Origin of the sequence: Pseudomonas sp. R28(2017) (assembly GCF_002112505.1) — a bacterium.
In the GTDB taxonomy this organism is placed as follows: domain Bacteria; phylum Pseudomonadota; class Gammaproteobacteria; order Pseudomonadales; family Pseudomonadaceae; genus Aquipseudomonas.
The window spans coordinates 171,534-191,136 of the sequence record NZ_NEHW01000004.1 but is presented as its reverse complement, the minus strand read 5'-3'; the positions used below and the strand labels follow the sequence as shown (position 1 = coordinate 191,136).

The 19,603-nt window shown below is 64.7% G+C and carries 17 protein-coding genes and 1 other RNA gene; 2 read left to right on the top strand and 16 right to left on the bottom strand.

All coding sequences use genetic code 11. The features are described 5' to 3' along the window. Nucleotides 1-53: 53 nt before the first annotated feature. The 16 genes from ftsA to rsmI all read right to left on the bottom strand — a co-directional run bounded on the left by ftsA (nt 54) and on the right by rsmI (nt 17,163). Nucleotides 54-1,316: a cell division protein FtsA gene (gene ftsA / locus CAF78_RS08925; protein ID WP_008097595.1), complete on the bottom strand. Its 1,263-nt coding sequence runs from the start codon at nt 1,314-1,316 to the stop codon at nt 54-56. 14 nt (nt 1,317-1,330) lie between these two features. Further along, nucleotides 1,331-2,200 carry a cell division protein FtsQ/DivIB gene (locus CAF78_RS08920; RefSeq protein WP_085675083.1) on the bottom strand — a complete coding sequence of 290 codons (870 nt, stop codon included), beginning with the start codon at nt 2,198-2,200 and terminating at the stop codon, nt 1,331-1,333. A gap of 5 nt (nt 2,201-2,205) precedes the next feature. Next, entirely contained in the window at nt 2,206-3,162 is a 957-nt protein-coding gene (locus CAF78_RS08915; RefSeq protein WP_085675082.1) for a D-alanine--D-alanine ligase, read from the bottom strand. Next, the gene (murC, locus tag CAF78_RS08910; RefSeq protein ID WP_027917994.1) at nt 3,159-4,607 is read right to left on the bottom strand and encodes a UDP-N-acetylmuramate--L-alanine ligase; all 1,449 of its coding nucleotides are present in this window, start codon (nt 4,605-4,607) and stop codon (nt 3,159-3,161) included. Before murC ends, CAF78_RS08915 begins: the two co-directional genes overlap by 4 nt. Beyond that, nucleotides 4,600-5,679 carry an undecaprenyldiphospho-muramoylpentapeptide beta-N-acetylglucosaminyltransferase gene (gene murG / locus CAF78_RS08905; protein ID WP_085675081.1) on the bottom strand — a complete coding sequence of 360 codons (1,080 nt, stop codon included), beginning with the start codon at nt 5,677-5,679 and terminating at the stop codon, nt 4,600-4,602. Before murG ends, murC begins: the two co-directional genes overlap by 8 nt. Then, complete coding sequence (gene ftsW, locus CAF78_RS08900; RefSeq protein WP_085675080.1) at nt 5,669-6,883, bottom strand: putative lipid II flippase FtsW; 1,215 nt, start codon at nt 6,881-6,883, stop codon at nt 5,669-5,671. The genes murG and ftsW overlap by 11 nt, the downstream gene beginning before the upstream one ends. Further along, entirely contained in the window at nt 6,880-8,226 is a 1,347-nt protein-coding gene (murD, locus tag CAF78_RS08895; protein ID WP_085675079.1) for a UDP-N-acetylmuramoyl-L-alanine--D-glutamate ligase, read from the bottom strand. Before murD ends, ftsW begins: the two co-directional genes overlap by 4 nt. Before the next feature lie 6 nt (nt 8,227-8,232). Next, on the bottom strand, nt 8,233-9,315 hold the full coding sequence (gene mraY / locus CAF78_RS08890) for a phospho-N-acetylmuramoyl-pentapeptide-transferase (protein ID WP_079226637.1): 1,083 nt from the start codon (nt 9,313-9,315) through the stop codon (nt 8,233-8,235). After that, nucleotides 9,315-10,682: a UDP-N-acetylmuramoyl-tripeptide--D-alanyl-D-alanine ligase gene (gene murF / locus CAF78_RS08885; RefSeq protein WP_085675078.1), complete on the bottom strand. Its 1,368-nt coding sequence runs from the start codon at nt 10,680-10,682 to the stop codon at nt 9,315-9,317. The genes mraY and murF overlap by 1 nt, the downstream gene beginning before the upstream one ends. Then, complete coding sequence (locus tag CAF78_RS08880; protein ID WP_371856888.1) at nt 10,675-12,165, bottom strand: UDP-N-acetylmuramoyl-L-alanyl-D-glutamate--2,6-diaminopimelate ligase; 1,491 nt, start codon at nt 12,163-12,165, stop codon at nt 10,675-10,677. The genes murF and CAF78_RS08880 overlap by 8 nt, the downstream gene beginning before the upstream one ends. Continuing rightward, a complete protein-coding gene (locus CAF78_RS08875) occupies nt 12,162-13,895 on the bottom strand; it encodes a penicillin-binding protein 2 (protein WP_177408517.1) in 1,734 nt (577 codons plus the stop codon). The genes CAF78_RS08880 and CAF78_RS08875 overlap by 4 nt, the downstream gene beginning before the upstream one ends. Then, nucleotides 13,895-14,188, bottom strand: coding sequence for a cell division protein FtsL (ftsL, locus tag CAF78_RS08870; protein ID WP_054899260.1), 294 nt, complete (start codon nt 14,186-14,188; stop codon nt 13,895-13,897). The genes CAF78_RS08875 and ftsL overlap by 1 nt, the downstream gene beginning before the upstream one ends. Continuing rightward, nucleotides 14,185-15,132, bottom strand: coding sequence for a 16S rRNA (cytosine(1402)-N(4))-methyltransferase RsmH (gene rsmH / locus CAF78_RS08865; RefSeq protein WP_085675076.1), 948 nt, complete (start codon nt 15,130-15,132; stop codon nt 14,185-14,187). Before rsmH ends, ftsL begins: the two co-directional genes overlap by 4 nt. Beyond that, on the bottom strand, nt 15,129-15,584 hold the full coding sequence (gene mraZ / locus CAF78_RS08860; protein WP_011535546.1) for a division/cell wall cluster transcriptional repressor MraZ: 456 nt from the start codon (nt 15,582-15,584) through the stop codon (nt 15,129-15,131). The genes rsmH and mraZ overlap by 4 nt, the downstream gene beginning before the upstream one ends. A 309-nt stretch (nt 15,585-15,893) precedes the next feature. Then, nucleotides 15,894-16,253: RNase P RNA component class A (gene rnpB / locus CAF78_RS08855), an RNA gene on the bottom strand. A 67-nt stretch (nt 16,254-16,320) separates the two neighbouring features. Continuing rightward, on the bottom strand, nt 16,321-17,163 hold the full coding sequence (gene rsmI, locus CAF78_RS08850; RefSeq protein WP_177408512.1) for a 16S rRNA (cytidine(1402)-2'-O)-methyltransferase: 843 nt from the start codon (nt 17,161-17,163) through the stop codon (nt 16,321-16,323). A gap of 221 nt (nt 17,164-17,384) precedes the next feature. Between rsmI and CAF78_RS08845 the strand changes: the two genes are divergently transcribed. Together CAF78_RS08845 and CAF78_RS08840 are read left to right on the top strand one after the other, a co-directional pair. Next, nucleotides 17,385-19,202, top strand: a complete 1,818-nt coding sequence (locus tag CAF78_RS08845) for a penicillin-binding protein activator (protein ID WP_085675074.1) — start codon at nt 17,385-17,387, stop codon at nt 19,200-19,202. After that, nucleotides 19,202-19,573 carry a YraN family protein gene (locus CAF78_RS08840; protein ID WP_085675073.1) on the top strand — a complete coding sequence of 124 codons (372 nt, stop codon included), beginning with the start codon at nt 19,202-19,204 and terminating at the stop codon, nt 19,571-19,573. Before CAF78_RS08845 ends, CAF78_RS08840 begins: the two co-directional genes overlap by 1 nt. The last annotated feature ends 30 nt before the right edge of the window (nt 19,574-19,603 follow it).

Genomic DNA, 19,603 nt, shown 5'->3' with positions numbered 1-19,603 from the left:
TCCCTCTCCTTACAGTTCTCTAGTTGTCGCGCCTACCACTACTGCTTTGAAACTTAGAAGTTGCCCTGGACCCAGCGCTTGAAGCGTTCAAGCACTGGAGCCTTCGGTTCATCGCCATAGCTGTTGTTGCTGCTGTTGCTGTTACCGGTCAGGACCATGTCCTCGGACTGCTTGAGCAGGCCGTAGGTGAGCAAGCCCACGCCGGTGGAATAGATCGGGTTGCGCACCACGTCGCTCAGCCCCCGAACGCTGTGCGGCACGCCCAGGCGTACCGGCATGTGGAAGATTTCCTCGGCCAGTTCAACGGCGCCTTCCATCTTCGCGGTGCCGCCGGTGAGGACGATGCCGGCCGGCACCAGGTCCTCGTAGCCGCTGCGGCGCAGCTCGGCCTGGATCAGGGTGAAGAGCTCGTCGTAACGAGGCTCCACCACCTCGGCCAGGGCCTGGCGCGACAGCTCGCGCGGTGGGCGGTCGCCCACGCTCGGCACTTTGATGGTCTCGCCGGCGCCGGCCAGTTTGGCCAGGGCGCAGGCGTAGCGGATCTTGATTTCTTCGGCGTACTGGGTCGGCGTACGCAGGGCCATGGCGATGTCGTTGGTGACCTGGTCACCGGCAATCGGGATCACCGCGGTGTGGCGGATCGCGCCCTCGGTGAAGATGGCGATGTCGGTGGTACCACCACCAATGTCCACCAGGCACACGCCCAGCTCTTTCTCGTCATCGGTCAGCACCGAGTAGGCCGAGGCCAGCTGCTCGAGGATGATGTCGTCGATTTCCAGGCCGCAGCGGCGTACGCACTTCTCGATGTTCTGCGCCGCGTTGACCGCGCAGGTGACCACGTGGACCTTGGCTTCCAGACGCACGCCGGACATGCCCAGCGGCTCGCGCACGCCTTCCTGGTTGTCGATCACATAGTCCTGCGGCAGGGTGTGCAGCACGCGCTGGTCAGCCGGGATGGCCACGGCCTGGGCAGCGTCGAGCACGCGCTCGAGGTCGGCCACGCTGACCTCGCGGTCGCGGATGGCGACGATGCCGTGGGAGTTCAGGCTGCGGATGTGATTGCCGGCCACGCCGACGAACGCCGAGTGGATGCGGCAGCCGGCCATCAGCTGGGCTTCTTCCACCGCGCGCTGGATCGACTGCACGGTCGACTCGATGTTCACCACTACGCCTTTCTTCAGGCCGCGGGACGGATGGGTGCCGATACCCACGATCTCGAGGGTGCCGTCTTCGCCCACTTCACCCACCAGCGCCACCACCTTGGAGGTGCCGATGTCCAGCCCGACGATCATTTTGCCGCTATGCGCGTTTGCCATGGTCCTGCCTCTCTCTAATTCTTCGCAACGGCGGGTTGGGCCGTCGTCGGTGCGTTCGGTTCCCGCCAGCCAACGGCAAGTCCGTTGGCGTAACGCAGATCAATGCGGGCGATATTGGTGATCTGCTCTTTGAGTGTCTTGTCGTAAATGGCAATGAAACGGCGCATCTTCTCCACCAGATGGTCGCGCCCCAACAGCAGTTCGATACCTGGCCCTGCGCTGCTCGCACCGGTGGTCAGGAACCAGCTGCCGCGCTCGCGCAGCTCCAGGCGAGCGATGGAAAAGCCCAGGGGGCGCAGCATCTGGCTCAATACCTGATACTGCTGCATGACTTGCTGCTGAGCGCGCTGCGGCCCGGCCAGCTGCGGCAGGTGCTCGTAGTTGGCCAGTTCGCGCGGGGTGAACGCCTGGCCCTGGTTGTTGAGCAGGGCCTCGTCACCCCAGCGTGCCACCGGCAGCTGTTCTTCCAGGCGAATCACCACTTCATCCGGCCACACCCGGCGCACTTCGGCGTGGGCGATCCACGGCATCTGCTCGAGCTCGGCACGCATCGCCGTGAGGTCGACGCTGAAGAAGCTCGCCGCCACATACGGGGCTATGCGCTGTTGCACCGACTGCTGGCTGATGTAGCTGAGGTCACCCTGCACGTCGATCTTGGTGATCGGCCGGTCGGCATAGGGCATCAGGCGGATGGCGCCCTCATAGGCGCCGAAGCCTGCAGCCACCAGCACGATCGGCCACAGCAGGCGCTTGAGGCCGCCCAGGCTTGGCCGCGGCAGGCGCGCCGATACGGGCTCGTCGGCCACCAGTCGGCTGGCACCGCGCGGCACCGGCTTGCTACGGCCGGTAACGGGTTGCTGCTGACGTATCATTGCGCCTTGCATGATGGTTAACCTCGCGTCGCCACGCTTTCAGCCAGGATCGCCAGCACCAGTTGCTGGAAGTCCAGGCCGGCCGCGCGGGCCGCCATGGGCACCAGGCTATGGTCAGTCATGCCGGGTGCGGTGTTGACTTCGAGCAGCCAGAACCGGCCCTGCTCGTCCTGCATCACGTCCAGCCGGCCCCAGCCTTCGATGCCGATGGCATCGCAGGCGCGCGCGGTCAGGTCGATCAGTTCCTGCTCCTTGGCACTGTCCAGGCCGCACGGGATGCGGTACTGGGTGTCATTGGCGATGTACTTGGCGTCGTAGTCGTAGAACACATGCGGAGTGCCCAGGGCGATCGGCGGCAGCACCTGGCCACGCAGAACGGCGATGGTGAACTCCGGGCCGTGAATCCATTGCTCGACCAGGACTTGCGAATCGTATTGGGCGGCATCCTTCCAGGCGTCGACCAGCGCTTCCACGCTGTTCACCTTGGCCATGCCGATGCTGGAACCTTCATGGGCCGGTTTGACGATCAACGGGAAGCCCAGTTCCGTGCCGGCGGCAACACAATCGTGTTCGCTGGCCAGCACCGCGTGACGCGGGGTCGGAATACCCAGGCTCTGCCACACCTGCTTGGTGCGCAGTTTGTCCATGGCCAGCGCCGAAGCGAGGATGCCGCTACCGGTGTATGGGATGCCCAGGCACTCGAGCAGGCCCTGCATGCTGCCGTCTTCACCGCCACGGCCGTGGAGGATGATGAAGGCGCGGTCGATCTTCTCGTTCTGCAGGCGAGCCAGCAGGTCGTCACCCACATCGATGCCGACCACGTCGACACCGGCGGTGGTCAGCGCATCGATCACTGCGGCGCCGGACTTCAGCGACACTTCACGCTCGGCGCTCTTGCCGCCGTACAGCACGGCCACGCGGCCGAACGCGTTCACGTCCAGGGTCGAGTGCAGTTGTTCGTAAGCGCTGGTCATTTCGACTTCTCCTGCTTGGCGCCTGCGAACAGCGGGCTTTTCATCAGTTGCGGGGCCAGGCCACCGACATCACCGGCACCCTGGCAGATCAGGATGTCGCCGGCACGCAGCAGCGGCTTGACCAGCGGCGCCAGCTCGGCACCACGTTCGATGTAGATCGGGTCCAGCTTGCCGCGCTGGCGGATGCTGTGGCACAGCTGACGGCTGTCGGCTCCGGGGATCGGCTCTTCACCGGCCGGGTACACCTCCATCAGCAGCAGCACGTTGGCATCGCCCAGCACCTGGACGAAATCGTCGTACAGGTCGCGGGTACGGCTGTAGCGGTGCGGCTGGTAGACGATCACCAGGCGGCGGCTTGGCCAGCCACCGCGCACGGCCTTGATCACCGCGGCCACTTCGGTCGGGTGGTGGCCGTAGTCGTCGACCAGCATCACGCTGCCGCCGTCGACCGGCAGTTCGCCGTAAACCTGGAAGCGCCGGCCGACGCCCTGGAAGCCGGACAGGCCCTGGACGATGGCTTCGTCGCTGATGCCTTCGTCAGTGGCGATGGCGATGGTGGCCAGGGCGTTGAGCACGTTGTGATTGCCGGGCATGTTCACCGACACTTCAAGCGGCTCGCGGTCGCGACGCAGCACGGTGAAGTGGGTCTGCATGCCCTGCTGGCGCACGTTGATGGCGCGGATGTCGGCCTCTTCGCTGAAACCGTAGGTGACGGTAGGGCGCTTGACCTGCGGCAGGATCTCGCGCACCACAGGGTCGTCCAGGCACATCACGGCCAGGCCGTAGAACGGCAGGTTGTGCAGGAACTCGACGAAGGTTTTCTTCAGCTTGTTGAAGTCGCCTTCGTAGGTCGCCATGTGGTCGGCGTCGATGTTGGTGACCACGGCAACCATCGGCTGCAGGTGCAGGAAGCTGGCATCGCTTTCGTCAGCTTCGGCGATCAGGTAACGGCTGGTGCCCAGCTGCGCATTGGTGCCGGCAGCGGTCAGGCGGCCACCGATGACGAAGGTCGGGTCCAGGCCACCGGCGGCGAACACCGAAGCCAGCAAGCTGGTGGTGGTGGTCTTGCCGTGGGTACCGGCAACCGCGACGCCATGGCGGTAGCGCATCAGCTCGGCGAGCATCTCGGCACGCGGCACCACCGGAATGCGGCGTTCCAGGGCAGTGGCGACTTCCGGGTTGGCCGGGTTGATCGCACTGGACACCACCAGCACATCGGCATTGGCGGCGTTCTCGGCGCGGTGGCCGACGAAGATTTCGGCACCGAACGACTCCAGGCGCTCGGTAACCGGCGACGCCTTGAGGTCGGAACCGGACACCTGGTAGCCCAGGTTCAGCAGCACTTCAGCGATGCCGCACATGCCCACGCCGCCGATACCGACGAAGTGGATGCGGTTGATGCGGCCCATCTTCGGCTGGGGCATGGCTTTCTGGCTTTCAACCATGGGCCACCTCCAGGCAGATATCGACCACGGTGCTGGTTGCAGCAGGTTTGGCCAGGCGCCGTGCGGTGCCAGCCATGGTGTTGAGTTTTTCGGGTTGCATCAGCACCTCGTTCAGGCGTTCAGCGAGTTGCGCTGCGCCAGTTGTCGCTTGTGGCATGAGGAAGGCAGCGCCTTCCCGGGCCAGATATTGGGCATTGTGGGTCTGGTGGTCGTCGATCGCGTGGGGCAACGGCACCAGCATCGAAGGCAGGCCGGCCGCCGCGAGTTCGCTGACGGTCAGGGCACCGGCCCGGCAGACCACGATATCGGCCCAGCCATAGGCATGGGCCATGTCCTTGATGAACGGTTCGACCTGGGCCTCGACGCCCGCTTCGCGGTAACGCTCGGCAGTGGCCGGCGCATGGTGCTTGCCGGCCTGGTGGAACACCTCTGGGCGCAGGCTCGCCGGCACTTCGGACAGGGCCTTAGGCAACAATTTGTTCAATGGTTCCGCACCCAGGCTGCCACCCATCACCAGCAGGCGCGCGCGGCGCTCGGCCAGGGGTGCACGCCGGGCATCCATGAACAGCTCCGGACGCACCGGGTTGCCGGTGGTACGCAGCTTGTCGCTGGCGTCGAAGGTTGCCGGGAAGGCTTCGCAGACACGCGCAGCCAGCGGCAGCAGCAGCCGGTTGGTGGTGCCGGCGCGGGCGTTCTGCTCGTGGATCACCAGCGGCACACCGCACAGCCGAGCGGCAACGCCGCCCGGGCCGGTCACATAGCCGCCGAAGCCGACCACGCACACCGGCTTGAGCTCGCGCACGATACGGCGCGCCTGGAGCACCGCCTTGACCAGGGTGAACGGCGCCTTGAGCAACGAGAGCTTGCCCTTGCCGCGCAGGCCGCTGACCTGGATCAGGTGCAGTGGCAGACCGGCTTGCGGCACCAGCTCGTTCTCGATGCCGCGCGGGGTGCCCAGCCAGTGCACGGTGTAACCGCGCGCCTGGAATTCACGGGCGCAGGCCAGGGCCGGGAACACATGCCCCCCAGTGCCACCGGCCATGATCAGTACGTTCTTGCCGTCAGCGGCCATGACTGGTCTCCTCGGCAAAATCGCTTTCTTTGAATTCGTGCTCCTCGCTGCCCAGGTGCGTGCGACTCTCCCATTCGATGCGCAGCAACAACCCCACACAGGCACAGCAGATCACCAGCGATGAACCGCCATAACTGAGGAACGGCAGGGTCAGCCCCTTGGTCGGCAGCAGGCCGACGTTCACGCCGATGTTGATCAGGAATTGGCCGATCCACAGGAACGCCAGGCCGAACGCCATGTAGGCGGCGAAGAACTGCTTGGCCTTCTCTGCCCACAGGCCGATGTACAGCGCGCGGATGGTGACGAAGACGAACAGCGCGATGGTTACCAGCGAACCGACCACGCCCAGCTCTTCGGCCAATACCGAGAACACGAAGTCGGTATGCGCTTCGGGCAGGTAGAACTGCTTCTGCACGCTATTGCCCAGCCCCACGCCCAGCCACTCACCACGACCAAAGGCGATCAATGCCTGGGTCAGCTGGTAGCCGGAGCCGAACTGGTCGGACCAAGGGTCGGTGAAGGTGATCAGACGCGCCATCCGGTACGGCTGCGCCTGCACCAGGATGAACACCGCGGCCACCGCCAGCACCACCATCAGGCTGAAGCGGAACAGCCCCACCCCGCCGAGGAACAGCATGGCTGCGGCAGCACCCATCATGACCACGGTGGCGCCGAAGTCCGGCTCCATCAGCAACAGGGCGGCCATCGGCAGCAGCACGATGAAGGGCTTGAAGAAGCCCATCCAGGTTTCGCGCACCTCGGTCTGCCGACGTACCAGGTAACCGGCCAAATAGATGACCACGAAGACCTTGGCGATTTCCGATGGCTGCACGTTGAAGAAGCTGAAGCCGATCCAGCGCATCGAACCGTTCACTTCGCGGCCGATCCCCGGCACCAGCACCAGCACCAGCAGGCCGAAGGCACCGATCAGCATCATGAAGCCCATGCGCTGCCAGGTGGCGATCGGCACCATCATGGTCGCACCGCAGGCGACCAGGCCAAGGAACACGTACACCAGGTGGCGGAACATGTGGTACAGCGGGTTGCCGGACTGCACCGCGGCCACTTCCGAGGACGCCGAGGTGATCATCACCAGGCCCAGGCCGAGCAGCGCCAGGCAACCGGCCAGCATGGCGAAATCGAGGTCGATGCCACGGCCGCTGATCAGCGGCGACGGGTAAGGCTTGAGGATGCCGAAGATCATGCCAGCCCTCCCGCCGCCTGGGCGAACAGCCGCCCGCGTTCTTCGAAGTTCTTGAACATGTCGAGGCTGGCGCAGGCCGGCGACAGCAGTACGGCATCGCCGGCCACGGCCAGCTCGGCGCATTGCTGCACCGCGTCGTCCAGGGTCTTGACCCGCACCAGCGGCACGTCATCGCCCAGGGCCTCGGCCAGGCGTTCGGCATCACGGCCGAGCAGCACCACGGCGCGGCAGAAGCGTTTGACCGGCTCGCGCAGGGCGGCGAAATCGGCCCCCTTGCCGTCGCCACCGGCGATCAGCACCAGCTTGCCGTCGATGTCCGCCCCCAGGCCTTCGATCGCTGCCAGTGCGGCACCGACGTTGGTGGCCTTGGAATCGTCATACCAGTTGACGGCGTTGCGCTCGCGGATCCACTGGCAGCGGTGCGCCAGACCCTTGAACTCACGCAGCGCTTCGAGCATCGGTGCGAACGGCAGGCCGGCGGCATGGCCAAGGGCCAGGGCCGCCAGGGCGTTGCTCTGGTTGTGGGCGCCACGAATCTTCAGCTCACGCACCGGCATCAGCGTCTGGAATTCGTACGCCAGGTATTTTTCGCCGTCGACTTCACGCAGGCCAAAAGCCTTGAAGTCCGACTGGTTGAGGCCAAAGGTGAAGCATGGGCGACCTTCCACCGGTAATGGCCGGCTCAGGGCATCCTGGCGGTTCACCACGACCTGGCGGGCACCGCGGAAGATCCGGTGCTTGGCCAGGTGGTAGGCCGGCAGGCCGCTGTAGCGGTCCATGTGGTCTTCGCTGATGTTCAGCACGGTGGCCACTTCGGCGTTGAGCTGGTCGGTGGTTTCCAGCTGGAAGCTGGACAGCTCCAGCACATACAGCTCGACATCGTCGCTCAGCAGATCCAGCGCCGGGGTGCCCAGGTTGCCACCCACGGCCACGCGCTTGCCGGCCTTGGCGGCCATTTCACCGACCAGGGTGGTGACGGTGCTTTTCGCGTTGGAGCCGCTGATCGCCACGATCGGTGCCTTGGCATGGCGGGCGAACAGTTCGATGTCACCGGACAGTTGCACGCCACGCGCCGCCGCCTGCTGCAGGGCCGGTGTGGCCAAGGCCAGGCCAGGGCTCACGTACAGCTCGTTGGCGCGGCACAGGAAGTCCACGTCCAGCTCACCACAGCGCACTTCCACCTGCGGGTAATCACGGCGCAGGGTTTCCAGTTCCGGCGGTTGCTCGCGGGTGTCGGCGACCGCAAAGGCAATGCCCCGGTTCGCCAGGAAGCGAACCAGGGACATGCCGCTCTTGCCGAGGCCGACAACGATGCGGAATTGGTCGGAAGCGATCAATGACACGCTTTTCTACCTCAGTTTCAGGGTTGCCAGGCCGATCAGCACCAGAATCACGGTGATGATCCAGAAGCGGACGATCACGCGCGGCTCAGGCCAGCCCTTGAGTTCAAAGTGGTGGTGGATCGGCGCCATGCGGAACACGCGCTTGCCGGTGAGCTTGAACGAAGCGACCTGGATCACCACCGACAGGGTTTCCATCACGAAGATGCCGCCCATGATGAACAGCACGATTTCCTGGCGCACGATCACGGCGATGGTGCCCAGTGCGGCGCCCAGCGCCAGTGCGCCGACGTCGCCCATGAACACCTGGGCCGGATAGGTGTTGAACCAGAGGAAGCCCAGGCCGGCACCGATCAGCGCACCGCAGAACACGATCAGCTCGCCAGAGCCCGGCACGTAGGGGATCAGCAGGTATTCGGCGAACTTCACGTTACCCGACAGGTAGCAGAAGATACCCAGCGCACCGCCGACCATCACGGTTGGCATGATTGCCAGACCGTCGAGGCCGTCGGTCAGGTTGACCGCGTTGCTCGAACCGACGATGACGAAGTAGGTCAGGACCACGAAGCCGATGCCCAGCGGGATGGTGACGTCCTTGAGGAACGGCACGATCAGGGTGGTTTCGACGCTGGTCGGTGCGGTCATGTACAGGAACACCGCCGCGCCAAGGCCGAACACCGACTGCCAGAAGTACTTCCAGCGGCTCGGCAGGCCACGCGAGTTCTTTTCGATCACCTTGCGGTAGTCGTCGACCCAGCCGATGGCACCGAACAGCAGCGTGACGATCAGCACGGTCCAGACATAACGGTTGGACAGGTCGGCCCACAGCAGGGTGCTGACGCCGATGGCAGACAGGATCAGTGCACCACCCATGGTCGGGGTGCCGGACTTGGACAGGTGCGATTGCGGGCCGTCGTTACGCACGGCCTGGCCAATCTGGCGAATCTGCAGGGTACGGATCATCCACGGCCCCAGCCACAGCGCCAGCGACAACGCGGTCAGTACGCCAAGAATCCCGCGCAGGGACAGGTACTGGAAGACCGCGAAGCCCTTGTGGAACTGTTGCAGATACTCGGCCAACAGCAGCAGCATTAATGTTTCTCCCCGCTGGCACCGCACAGTGCAGCCACGACGTTTTCCATCGCAGCGCTGCGCGAGCCCTTGATCAAGATAGTGGTGTCGCTGGCAGTCTCGCCGCGAACGGCGTCGATCAGCTCAGCTTGAGTAGCGAAATGACGGCCATTGGCGCCGAACGCCTTGACCGCATGAATCATGTTGGAACCCGTTGCATACACGGCGTCAACCTTGCCACGTGCGTAGTCACCCACCTGCCGGTGGCCTTCTTCCGCCCACTGGCCCAGTTCGCCGATATCTCCAAGCACCAGAACGGTGCGCCCGGAAAAGCCGGCGAGTATATCAATGGCCGCACACATGGAGGTGGGATTTGCGTTGTAGCTGTCGTCGATGACCCGCACACCGTTCGGCGCGATTTGCGCCACGGTGCGGCCCTTGACCGGTTGCACGGCGTTGAGGCCGGCGGCGATGCCGCTCAGGCTCAGACCAACGGCATGGGCAGCGGCGGCAGCGGCCAGGGCGTTGCTGACATTGTGGGTGCCCAGCAGGTTCAGTTGCACCGGCACACTGCCATCAGGACCATGCAAGGTGAACGACGGGCAGCCACGGGCATCACGGCCTATGTCGCTGGCATGGAAGTCGGCCTGCGGGTTGTCCAGGGCGAAACTGAAGATGCGGTGGTTGCCAGCGCGCTTGCGCCAGATCTCGAACGCCTTGTCGGCCAGGTTGAGGATGGCGGTGCCGCCCTCGCCCAGGCCTTCGAGGATCTCGCCCTTGGCTTCGACGATTTTCTCCGGGCCACCGAACTCGCCAACGTGGGCAGTGCCGGCGTTGTTGATGATCACCACCTGCGGCTGGGTCAGGCCAACGGTGTAGCGGATCTCGCCGATGCGCGAGGCGCCCAGCTCGATCACCGCGGCGCTGTGCTCCGGGGCGATTTCCAGCAAGGTCAGCGGAGCACCGAGGTCATTGTTCAGGTTGCCGCGGGTGGCATGCACCAGGCCACGGGTGCGCAGGATGCTGGCGAGCATCTCCTTGACCGTGGTCTTGCCGCTGGAACCGGTGATGGCGACGACTGGCTTGTCGAAGGCGGCGCGGTTCAGCGCACCAAGCTGGCCAAGTGCAGCGCGACAGTCGGCGACCAGCAGCTGCGGCAGATCGACATCGGCGATTTCACGCTCGACCAGCGCGGCGACGGCACCCTTGGCCTTCACGTCGGCGAGGTAGTCATGGCCATCGAAGCGCGGCCCGGTCAGGGCCACGAACAGCTGGCCGGCAGCGACGCTGCGGCTGTCGATGCTGACGCCGGTGAAGCTGGCGTCGGCGTTAACCAGGCGCGCATTCAAGTCGCCGGTCAGCTGGCTGAGGGTCATGGGCTTAAGCATGTGGAGCCTCCCAGGCTGCAAGTGCCTTTTCGGCTTCGATCAGGTCGGAGAAGGCATGGCGCTCGCCATGGATCTCCTGGTAATCCTCGTGCCCCTTACCGGCCAGGACGATCACGTCATCGACCGCTGCGGTGGCGATCAGGTGGGCGATGGCCTCGCCACGGCCAGCGACGAACTCGACCGCGGCTGGCTTGGCGAAACCGGGGCGAATGTCGTCGAAGATACGCAGCGGGTCTTCGGTGCGCGGGTTGTCGTCGGTGACCAGCACGCGATCGGCCAGGCGCTCGGCCACTTCGGCCATCAGCGGGCGCTTGCCGCGATCGCGGTCGCCACCACAGCCGAACAGGCACAGCAGCTTGCCGTGAGCGTGCGGGCGCAGGGCTTCGAGGACCTTTTCCAGTGCGTCGGGGGTGTGGGCGTAATCGACCACCACCAGCGGCTTGTCACCGCCACCCAGGCGCTGCATGCGTCCGACCGGCCCCTGCAGTTGCGGGGTGACCTTGAGAATCTCGTCCAGCGAGTAGTCCAGCGCCAGCAGCGTGGCCACGGCCGCGAGCATGTTGCTCAGGTTGAAGCGGCCCAGCAGCTGGCTGCGCAGGGTGCGTTCGCCTTGGGCGGTGACGAGAATGGCGCGCACACCATCATCATCGAAATGCGCTTCGCGGCAGAACAGCGAAGCATCCGGGTTTTCCAGGCTATAGCTGAGCAGCCGCGTCTCGATATGGTCGGCAGCCGGGCGGCAGGCGTAATCGTCGGCCAGGCGGCGACCGAATGCATCGTCCAGGTTGACCACCTGGCAACGCAGGCTCGGCCAGGCGAACAGCTTGGCCTTGGCGGCCTCGTAAGCCTCCATGCTGCCGTGGTAATCCAGGTGGTCACGGGACAGGTTGGTCATGACCGCGATGTCGAATTCCAGCGCAGCGACACGGCCCTGCTCCAGGGCGTGGGAGGAAACCTCCATGGCCACGGCCTTGGCGCCACCTTTCTTGAGGTCGTTCAGGGTCGACTGCACGGCAATCGGATCAGGCGTGGTCAGGCGGCCGCTCTGCAGCTCACCATAAAAGCCGGTACCCAAGGTGCCAATCAGACCACAGCGCTGGCCCAGCGCATCGAGCGCCTGAGCCACCAGTTGCGTGACGCTGGTCTTGCCGTTGGTGCCGGTGACGCCCACCAGGTTCAGCTGGCGGCTCGGCTCGCCGTAGAAGCGCCCGGCAATCTGCGACAACTGGCCGATCAACCCCTTCACCGGAATCAACGGCACATCGGTGATCGGCAGCACGTTGACGCCCTGCTCTTCATACGCCACGGCCGCAGCACCACGCGACAGCGCATCGGCAATGTGCTCACGGCCATCAACCTTGGCACCGGGCACCGCCAGGAACAGGTCACCCTGGCGCACCTGACGGCTGTCCAGGGTCAGTTCACGGATCAGCGGATCGCGGCTGGCATGGGCGAAAAGCTTGCTCAATGGCATCGTCATCATCCACGCCCTCCCTTGGCGGGTACTGCACTGGCCTGCTGCGGATCGCTCGGCGGCGGCAGGTTGTCTGGCGGCACGTTCATCAGGCGCAGGGTGCCCGACATGACCTTGCTGAATACGGGGGCCGATACCAGGCCGCCGAAGTAGCCACCCTTGCCCGGCTCGTCGATGACCACGACGATGGCGTAGCGCGGGTCGCTCATCGGGCCGAAGCCGGCGAACAGCGAACGGTAGGCGTTTTCGGTGTAGCCCTTGGAGCCAACGGTGGCCTTACGTGCGGTACCGGACTTGCCGGCCACGTGGTAGAACGGCACCTGGGCACGGAACACCCCGCGCGGCGCTTCGATCACTTGCTGCAGCATGCCCTGGATGGTTTCGGCGGTTTCCTTCGGAATGGCCTGCACCGCTTCTGGCGCCTTGTCGACCTTGAGGATCGACAGCGGCACCATCTTGCCGTCGTTGGCCAGCGCCGCGTAGGCGTGCACCAACTGCAGGGCGGTGACCGACACACCGTAGCCATAGGACAGGGTCGCGGTTTCAGCCTTGCGCCATTCGCGGTGGTTGGGCAGGTTGCCGACGCGCTCGCCCGGGAAGCCAAGGCCGGTGTACTGGCCCAGGCCGACCTGGGACATCACCCGGTAGATGGCCTCACCGCCGATGTCGAAGGCGATCTTGCTCATGCCGACGTTGGAGGAGTTGATCAGGATGCCGGTCAGGTCGAGGATCGGGCCCTCGCTCTTGGACACGTCCTTGATGGTGTAGCGGCCGATCTGCAGGCTGCCCGGATACACCTCGACCTTGTCGGTCGGCTTCCAGCGGCCGCTCTGCAGCGCCGCACTCATCGAGATCGGCTTCACCGTCGAACCCGGCTCGAACACGTCGATGATCGCCCGGTTACGCATGGCGGCCGGGAACATGCTGCGGCGGTTGTTGGGGTTGTAGGTCGGCTGGTTGACCATGGCCAGGACCTCACCGGTCTTGACGTCCATGATCACCAGGCTGCCGGCCTTGGCGTCCTGTTCGGCGATGGCGTTGCGCAGTTCGCGGGTGGCCAGGTATTGCAGGCGTAGGTCGATCGACAACGCCAAGGTCTTGCCGGCCTTGGCGTTCTTGGTAACCTGGATGTCCTTGATCAACCGGCCACGCCGGTCCTTGATCACTTGCCGCTTGCCGGGCACGCCGGCCAGCCATTCATCGTAGGCCAGCTCCACGCCTTCACGACCGTGGTCGTCGAGGTCGGTGAAGCCGACCATGTGCGCGGTCACGTCACCGGCCGGGTAGAAACGCCGGAACTCTTCCAGGCCATACACGCCCGGCACCTTCAGGTCGAGCACGTGCTGGCCCTGCTCCGGGGTCAGTCCGCGGACCAGGTAGATGAATTCCTTGTTGGCCTGCTGGGTCAGGCGCTCGGTCAGCTGCTGGGCGTTCTGCCCGAGGGCAGCGGCCAGTTGCGGCCAGCGGTCCTTGGCCACCTGCATTTCCTTGGGGTTGGCCCACAAGGTGGTGACCGGAGTACTGACGGCCAGGGGCTCGCCGTTGCGGTCGGTGATCAGGCCACGGTGCGCGGGAATAGGAATGTGACGCAGGCTGCGGGCATCGCCCTGGCCCTTGAGGAAGTCACGGTCGACAACCTGAAGGTCGATGATGCGCCAGCAGATCGCTCCGACCATCAGCGCCAGCAAACCGATCACTACCCGGAAGCGCCAAGGGTAGAGTGCGCCTTCGAGCTTCATCATGGCGCCACCATCCGTACTTCGTCAGCAGCAGGCACGCGCATCTTCAGCTGCTCGGAGGCGAGGTTCTCGATGCGGCTGGAGGCGGTCCAGGTGCTCTGTTCAAGAATCAGCCGGCCCCACTCGGCCTGGGCCTTGTCCCGCTCGTTCAACTCGCCGTACAGGGTGTTGAGCAGCTGGCGATTCCAGTGGGCGCTGTAAGACACGGCGATGGCCGAAACGAGCACACCGACAAACAGCAGAAGCATCAGGAAGCTTCCGCCTGGCAGAGGTTTGGCGAATAGCCGGCTCACCGAAGCTTCTCCGCCACCCGCATCACGGCGCTGCGCGACCGCGGGTTGGCCTTGAGTTCGGCTTCGGAGGCAAACTGGGCCTTGCCGATCAGCTTGATCTTCGGCTCGAAGACCTTGTGCTGCACCGGCAGGTTGCGCGGCAGGTTGTCGGCCTCGCCCTTGACCAGCTTGCGCATGAACAGTTTGACGATGCGATCTTCCAGCGAGTGGAAGCTGATCACCGCCAGGCGGCCGCCCACTTCCAGGGCGTCGAGCGCAGCCTCAAGGCCAGCCTCGAGGTCACCCAGTTCGTTGTTGACGTGGATGCGCAGCCCCTGGAAAGCACGGGTCGCCGGGTTCTTGCCCTTTTCCCAGGCCGGGTTGGCGACCTTGAGCACTTCCGCCAGGTCGGCGGTGCGGGTGAAAGGCTGCTTCTCGCGGCGCTCGACCACGGCACGCGCCATGCGCCCGGCGAAGCGCTCTTCGCCGTATTCCTTGAAGACGCGGGCAATTTCTTCGACAGGTGCGGTGGCGATGAACTCGGCGGCGCTGATGCCCTGGTCCGGGTTCATGCGCATGTCAAGCGGGCCGTCGTTGAGGAAGCTGAAGCCGCGCTCGGGGTCATCCAGCTGCGGCGAGGACACGCCCAGGTCAAGCAGAATGCCGCTGACCTTGCCGGCCAGGCCGCGCTCGGCCACTTCCGCGCCCAGCTCGGCAAAGCTGCGCTGCACAATGACAAAGCGGCCGTCTTCGGCCGCCAGCGCTTGCCCGGTGGCAATCGCTTGAGGATCTTTGTCAAAGCCCAGCAGCCGCCCTTGCGGCCCGAGCTTGCTGAGGATCAGGCGGCTATGGCCGCCACGCCCGAAGGTGCCGTCCAGATAGCAACCGTCGGCGCGCAGGGCCAATGCCTCGACAGCTTCGTCGAGCAGGACGGTGATGTGGTTGAAGCCGCTATCTATGGTCACAGGATCAGGTCACGCAAATCGTCGGGCATGGCGCCCGGTTGTTGAATAGCTGCAAGGTCGGCTGCCGAAACCGCGTTCCAGGCATCCTCATCCCACAGCTGGAATTTGTTCAGTTGCCCCACCAGCATCGCCTTCTTGTCCAGCTTGGCGTACTCACGCAGGCGGGGCGGTACCAGGAAACGCCCACTGCCATCGAGCTCCAGGTCAACCGCATTGCCGATCAGCAAACGCTGCAGGCGGCGGTTTTCCTCACGCAACGACGGCAAGGCACGCAACTTGGCTTCAATCTGTTCCCACTCATCGAGGGGATAAACACACAAGCAGGGGTCAACGGCGTCGATGGTCACGATCAGCTGACCATTGCAACGCGAATCGAGCTCGTCACGGTACCGGCTCGGCATGGCGAGACGGCCCTTGGCATCGAGGCTGACGGCGTTGGCTCCGCGGAACACGGCTGCGATTCCCCACAATGTTAGCTTTTTTGTGCCAGAAAACCCACTTCATCCCACTTTCTGCCACTTGCGCACACTATAGGAATCCGCCTGCTGCACCGTCAAGGCACGTTCATAAGGAAAACCCTTACAGGACCGAGATTTAGCGCATTAAAGGAAGGAGGAAGGTGTACCGGAGGATGAAAAAAACGTGAAAAATCAAACCCACTCAAACGAATGCCGTTCGAAGTTAAAGTGAATTATTAAGAGTAAGATCTTTTTGGTATTACCAGGAGGGATCTGCTATCGATTCAAGCAGGGGATGAAAAGGTGGAGAGTCGATCTGTAAGCCGGGTTTTGTCGAGGACAGTCATTCCTCTACGACGGCCATCACTGGACGCCTCTAGCAACCTACCCGGTTCCGACGCGGGCCACGCCTGATGGAACCCTATTTGGTCTTGCTCCGAGTGGGGTTTACCTAGCCACGAACTGTTGCCAGCCGTGCGGTGCGCTCTTACCGCACCTTTTCACCCTTACCGGCACCGAAGTGCTTAGGCGGTTATTTTCTGTGGCACTTTCCGTAGGCTCGCGCCTCCCAGGCGTTACCTGGCACTCTGCCCTATGGAGCCCGGACTTTCCTCCCCCATCTTTTGCGGAACAAAAGACGGCAGCGACTGTCCGATCGACTCTCCGCCGACAAGGTTAACGGCACGCGCGCGCAAGAACAAGCGATACCGTCAACTCTGTCTAATTGCCACTACTGTGCTTTCTGTTTTTCCAGAGCCGCCTGATACAGCAGGTTCTTGCGCACACCGGTGATTTCCGCAGCCAGTGCCGCCGCTCTTTTCAGCGGTAGTTCGGCCAGCAACAGGTCCAGCACGCGCTGCGCCTCGGCGCTGATCGCATCCTCGCCTTCAGGCGCACTCCAGCCACCGACCAGCACCACGCATTCACCCCGCTGCTGATTGCTGTCGCCGGCGACAAACGCACGCAGCTCTGCCAACGGCAGGCCTTTGAGGGTCTCGAAGGTCTTGGTCAGTTCGCGCGCCAGCAACGCCGGGCGCTCGCCCCCGAACACCAGCTCCATGTCTTCCAGGCACTCCAGGATGCGGTGCGGTGCCTCGTAGAAGATCAGCGTGCGCGGCTCTTCCTTGACTTGCTCCAGACGCGCCCGACGGCCGGCAGTCTTGGCCGGCAGGAAGCCTTCGAAGATGAAGCGGTCGGATGGCAGGCCGGCAGCCGATAACGCGGCAATCAATGCGCAGGCGCCCGGCACCGGCACCACGCTGACGCCAGCGGCCCGGGCCTGACGCACCAGGTGATAGCCCGGGTCGGAAATCAGCGGCGTACCGGCATCGGAGACCAGCGCCACGTCTTCGCCCGCGAGCAACTTGGTGATGAAGCGCCCGCCTTCGTCGCGTTCGTTGTGCTCATGGCAGGCCGCCAGCGGCGTATCGATGCCGAAGTGCTGCAGCAGACGAACCGAATGCCGGGTGTCCTCGGCGGCGATCAGGGCGACATCGGCCAGCACCTTGAGCGCCCGTGCGCTCATGTCGTCAAGGTTGCCGATGGGGGTCGCGACCACATAAAGCGTCCCCATGGTGGATTTCGAAGTCCCGGCCACATCAGTCACTGCACACACCCTGCCTTTCGGATCAAAGGCGCCATTGTAGCCCGAGCGCCGGTAACAGGGCGCAAAGAACTTCATCGGCGACCCTCGGCGAGCGGCCTATAGTGAAGGTTCTGCCAACGGCAGATCGCGCCCCGGCCGCCGCTTGGGTACAATTGCCGGCCAACTTGATCGAGTAACAGGACCTTTACATGATCGCTTGCCTGCGGCTGTTCACAGCCCTCTGCCTCGCTGCTCTGCTGGCAGCCTGCGCCAGCTCGCCCTCATCCAGCCTGGGCGAACTGCCACGCACCCCGGATGCCAGCATCGAGCAACTGCTCGAGAAGGCCGCCACCAGCAAGTCCGCCGAAGACGCTGCCCTGCTGCGCCTGAGCGCCGCCGACCTGGCCTACAAGCAGAAGGACTTCCCACGCGCCGCACGCATCCTCGAGCAGGTGCCGATGGACACGCTCAAGCCGGCCCAGCAGATATTCGCCGCCACCCTCGGCGCCGAGCTGGCCATGAGCCGCAACCAGCCCAAGGCCGCCCTGACCGCCCTGTCCCACCCGAGCCTGCAGCACATCGCCGAGCTGCCTGAGCAACAGCAGGTACGCACCTACAGCGTCCACGCCGCCGCCCTCGAGGCCGACGGCCAGGCCCTGGCCGCCGCCCAGCAACGCGTGCTGCTGAGCCCGCTGCTCAGCGGCCAGGCTGCCAGCGCCAACAATGACGCGACCTGGGCCCTGGTCGCCTCGCTGCCGGCCGAACAACTGCAACAACCGGCCAACAACGAGATCCTGGCCGGCTGGACCAGCCTGGCGCTGGCGGTGAAAAGCGCCGGCACCCTGGAGCAGCAGCAGGCCGCCATCGAAACCTGGCGCAAGCAGCACCCTGACCACCCGGCCGCCAGGCAACTGCCGCTGGCCCTGACCAAGCTCAAGGAACTGGCCAGCCAGCCGCTGACCAAGATCGCCCTGCTGCTGCCTCAGGAAGGCCCACTGGCCGGTGTTGCCCGCGCCCTGCGTGACGGCTTCATGGCTGCCCACTTCCAAGCCCAGCAGGCGGGCGGGCAAGCGCCTGCCGTGCAGGTGTACGACAGCTCGCGCATCGGCTCGCTCGACGATTTCTATCGCCAGGCCCAGGCCGACGGTGTACAGCTGGTAGTCGGCCCACTGGAAAAGCCGCTGGTGAAAAAGCTCGCGGCCAACGCGCAACTGCCCATCACCACCCTCGCCCTGAACTACGCCGACGCCGGCCAGAAGGCACCGCCGCAGCTGTTCCAGTTCGGCCTCGCCGCCGAGGACGAAGCCCGCGAAGTGGCACGCCGCGCCCGCGCCGACGGCATGGTCCGCGCCGTGGCCCTGGTACCGAGCGGTGAGTGGGGCGACCGCGTGCTGGCCGCCTTCCGCCAGGACTGGGAAGGCAATGGCGGCACCATCATCGCTGCCGAGCGCATCGCTCAACCCGTCGCCCTGGCCCAGCAGATCGCCAACCTGTTCCAGCTGCGCCAGAGCGAAGGCCGCGCCCAGAGCCTGCAGAGCACCGTGGGCGGCAGCATCGCAGCACAACCGTCGCGCCGCCAGGACATCGATTTCATCTTCCTCGCCTCGACCCCACAGCAGGCGCAGCAGATCAAACCGACCCTGAACTTCCAGTACGCCGGTGACGTACCGGTCTACGCCACCTCGAACCTGTACAGCGCCAGCGGTGACGTCAACCAGTACAACGACATGAACGGCATTCGCTTCTGCGAAACCCCGTGGCTGCTCGACACCAGCAACAGCCTGCGCCAGCAGGTGGTGCAGCAATGGCCACAAGCCGCAGGCAGCCTCGGCCGCCTGTACGCCATGGGCGTCGACGCCTACAGCCTGGCGCCACGCCTGGGTCAGCTCAAGGCGCTGCCGGACAACCGTGTGCAAGGCCTGTCTGGCAGCCTGAGCATCAACGCCAGCCAGCGCGTCGAGCGCCAACTGCCGTGGGCCGAGTTCTCTGGTGGCCAGGTCAAGCGCCTGCCAGACACCACGCACTGATGCCCGAAGCATCGCCCAGCAGCGCCGGCCAGGCGGCAGAAACCCAGGCCCTTGAGTACCTTCAAGGGCAGGGCCTGCAACTGCTGGCACGCAATTGGCGATGCAAAGGCGGCGAGCTTGATCTGGTCATGCTCGACGCCGATACAGTAGTATTCGTCGAAGTCCGCTATCGGTTGCACGCGGACTTCGGTGGCGCCCTCGGCAGCATTGACGGGCGCAAGCAGAAACGGCTGGTGCTCGCCGCCACACTGTTCCTGCAGAAGGAGTCCCGCTGGGCCGATCACCCCTGCCGCTTCGACGTTGTCGCCCTGCAGGGCAGCCACCATGCAGGCCGGCCATTGCAATGGCTGAAAAACGCCTTCGAATGCTGAACCCACTCCGTATTTTTTGCTCTATGTTTC

What these genes read in the sequence shown, in the direction of transcription:
- ftsW (WP_085675080.1), bottom strand. Translation starts at nt 6,883, where the DNA reads ATGATCTTCGGCATCCTCAAGCCTTACCCGTCGCCGCTGATCAGCGGC.
- rsmI (WP_177408512.1), bottom strand. Translation starts at nt 17,163, where the DNA reads ATGGGGACGCTTTATGTGGTCGCGACCCCCATCGGCAACCTTGACGAC.
- murF (WP_085675078.1), bottom strand. Translation starts at nt 10,682, where the DNA reads ATGCTTAAGCCCATGACCCTCAGCCAGCTGACCGGCGACTTGAATGCG.
- murC (WP_027917994.1), bottom strand. Translation starts at nt 4,607, where the DNA reads ATGGTTGAAAGCCAGAAAGCCATGCCCCAGCCGAAGATGGGCCGCATC.
- CAF78_RS08840 (WP_085675073.1), top strand. Translation starts at nt 19,202, where the DNA reads ATGCCCGAAGCATCGCCCAGCAGCGCCGGCCAGGCGGCAGAAACCCAG.
- CAF78_RS08880 (WP_371856888.1), bottom strand. Translation starts at nt 12,165, where the DNA reads ATGATGACGATGCCATTGAGCAAGCTTTTCGCCCATGCCAGCCGCGAT.
- CAF78_RS08875 (WP_177408517.1), bottom strand. Translation starts at nt 13,895, where the DNA reads ATGAAGCTCGAAGGCGCACTCTACCCTTGGCGCTTCCGGGTAGTGATC.
- CAF78_RS08845 (WP_085675074.1), top strand. Translation starts at nt 17,385, where the DNA reads ATGATCGCTTGCCTGCGGCTGTTCACAGCCCTCTGCCTCGCTGCTCTG.
- ftsA (WP_008097595.1), bottom strand. Translation starts at nt 1,316, where the DNA reads ATGGCAAACGCGCATAGCGGCAAAATGATCGTCGGGCTGGACATCGGC.
- mraY (WP_079226637.1), bottom strand. Translation starts at nt 9,315, where the DNA reads ATGCTGCTGCTGTTGGCCGAGTATCTGCAACAGTTCCACAAGGGCTTC.
- CAF78_RS08920 (WP_085675083.1), bottom strand. Translation starts at nt 2,200, where the DNA reads ATGCAAGGCGCAATGATACGTCAGCAGCAACCCGTTACCGGCCGTAGC.
- murG (WP_085675081.1), bottom strand. Translation starts at nt 5,679, where the DNA reads ATGGCCGCTGACGGCAAGAACGTACTGATCATGGCCGGTGGCACTGGG.
- CAF78_RS08915 (WP_085675082.1), bottom strand. Translation starts at nt 3,162, where the DNA reads ATGACCAGCGCTTACGAACAACTGCACTCGACCCTGGACGTGAACGCG.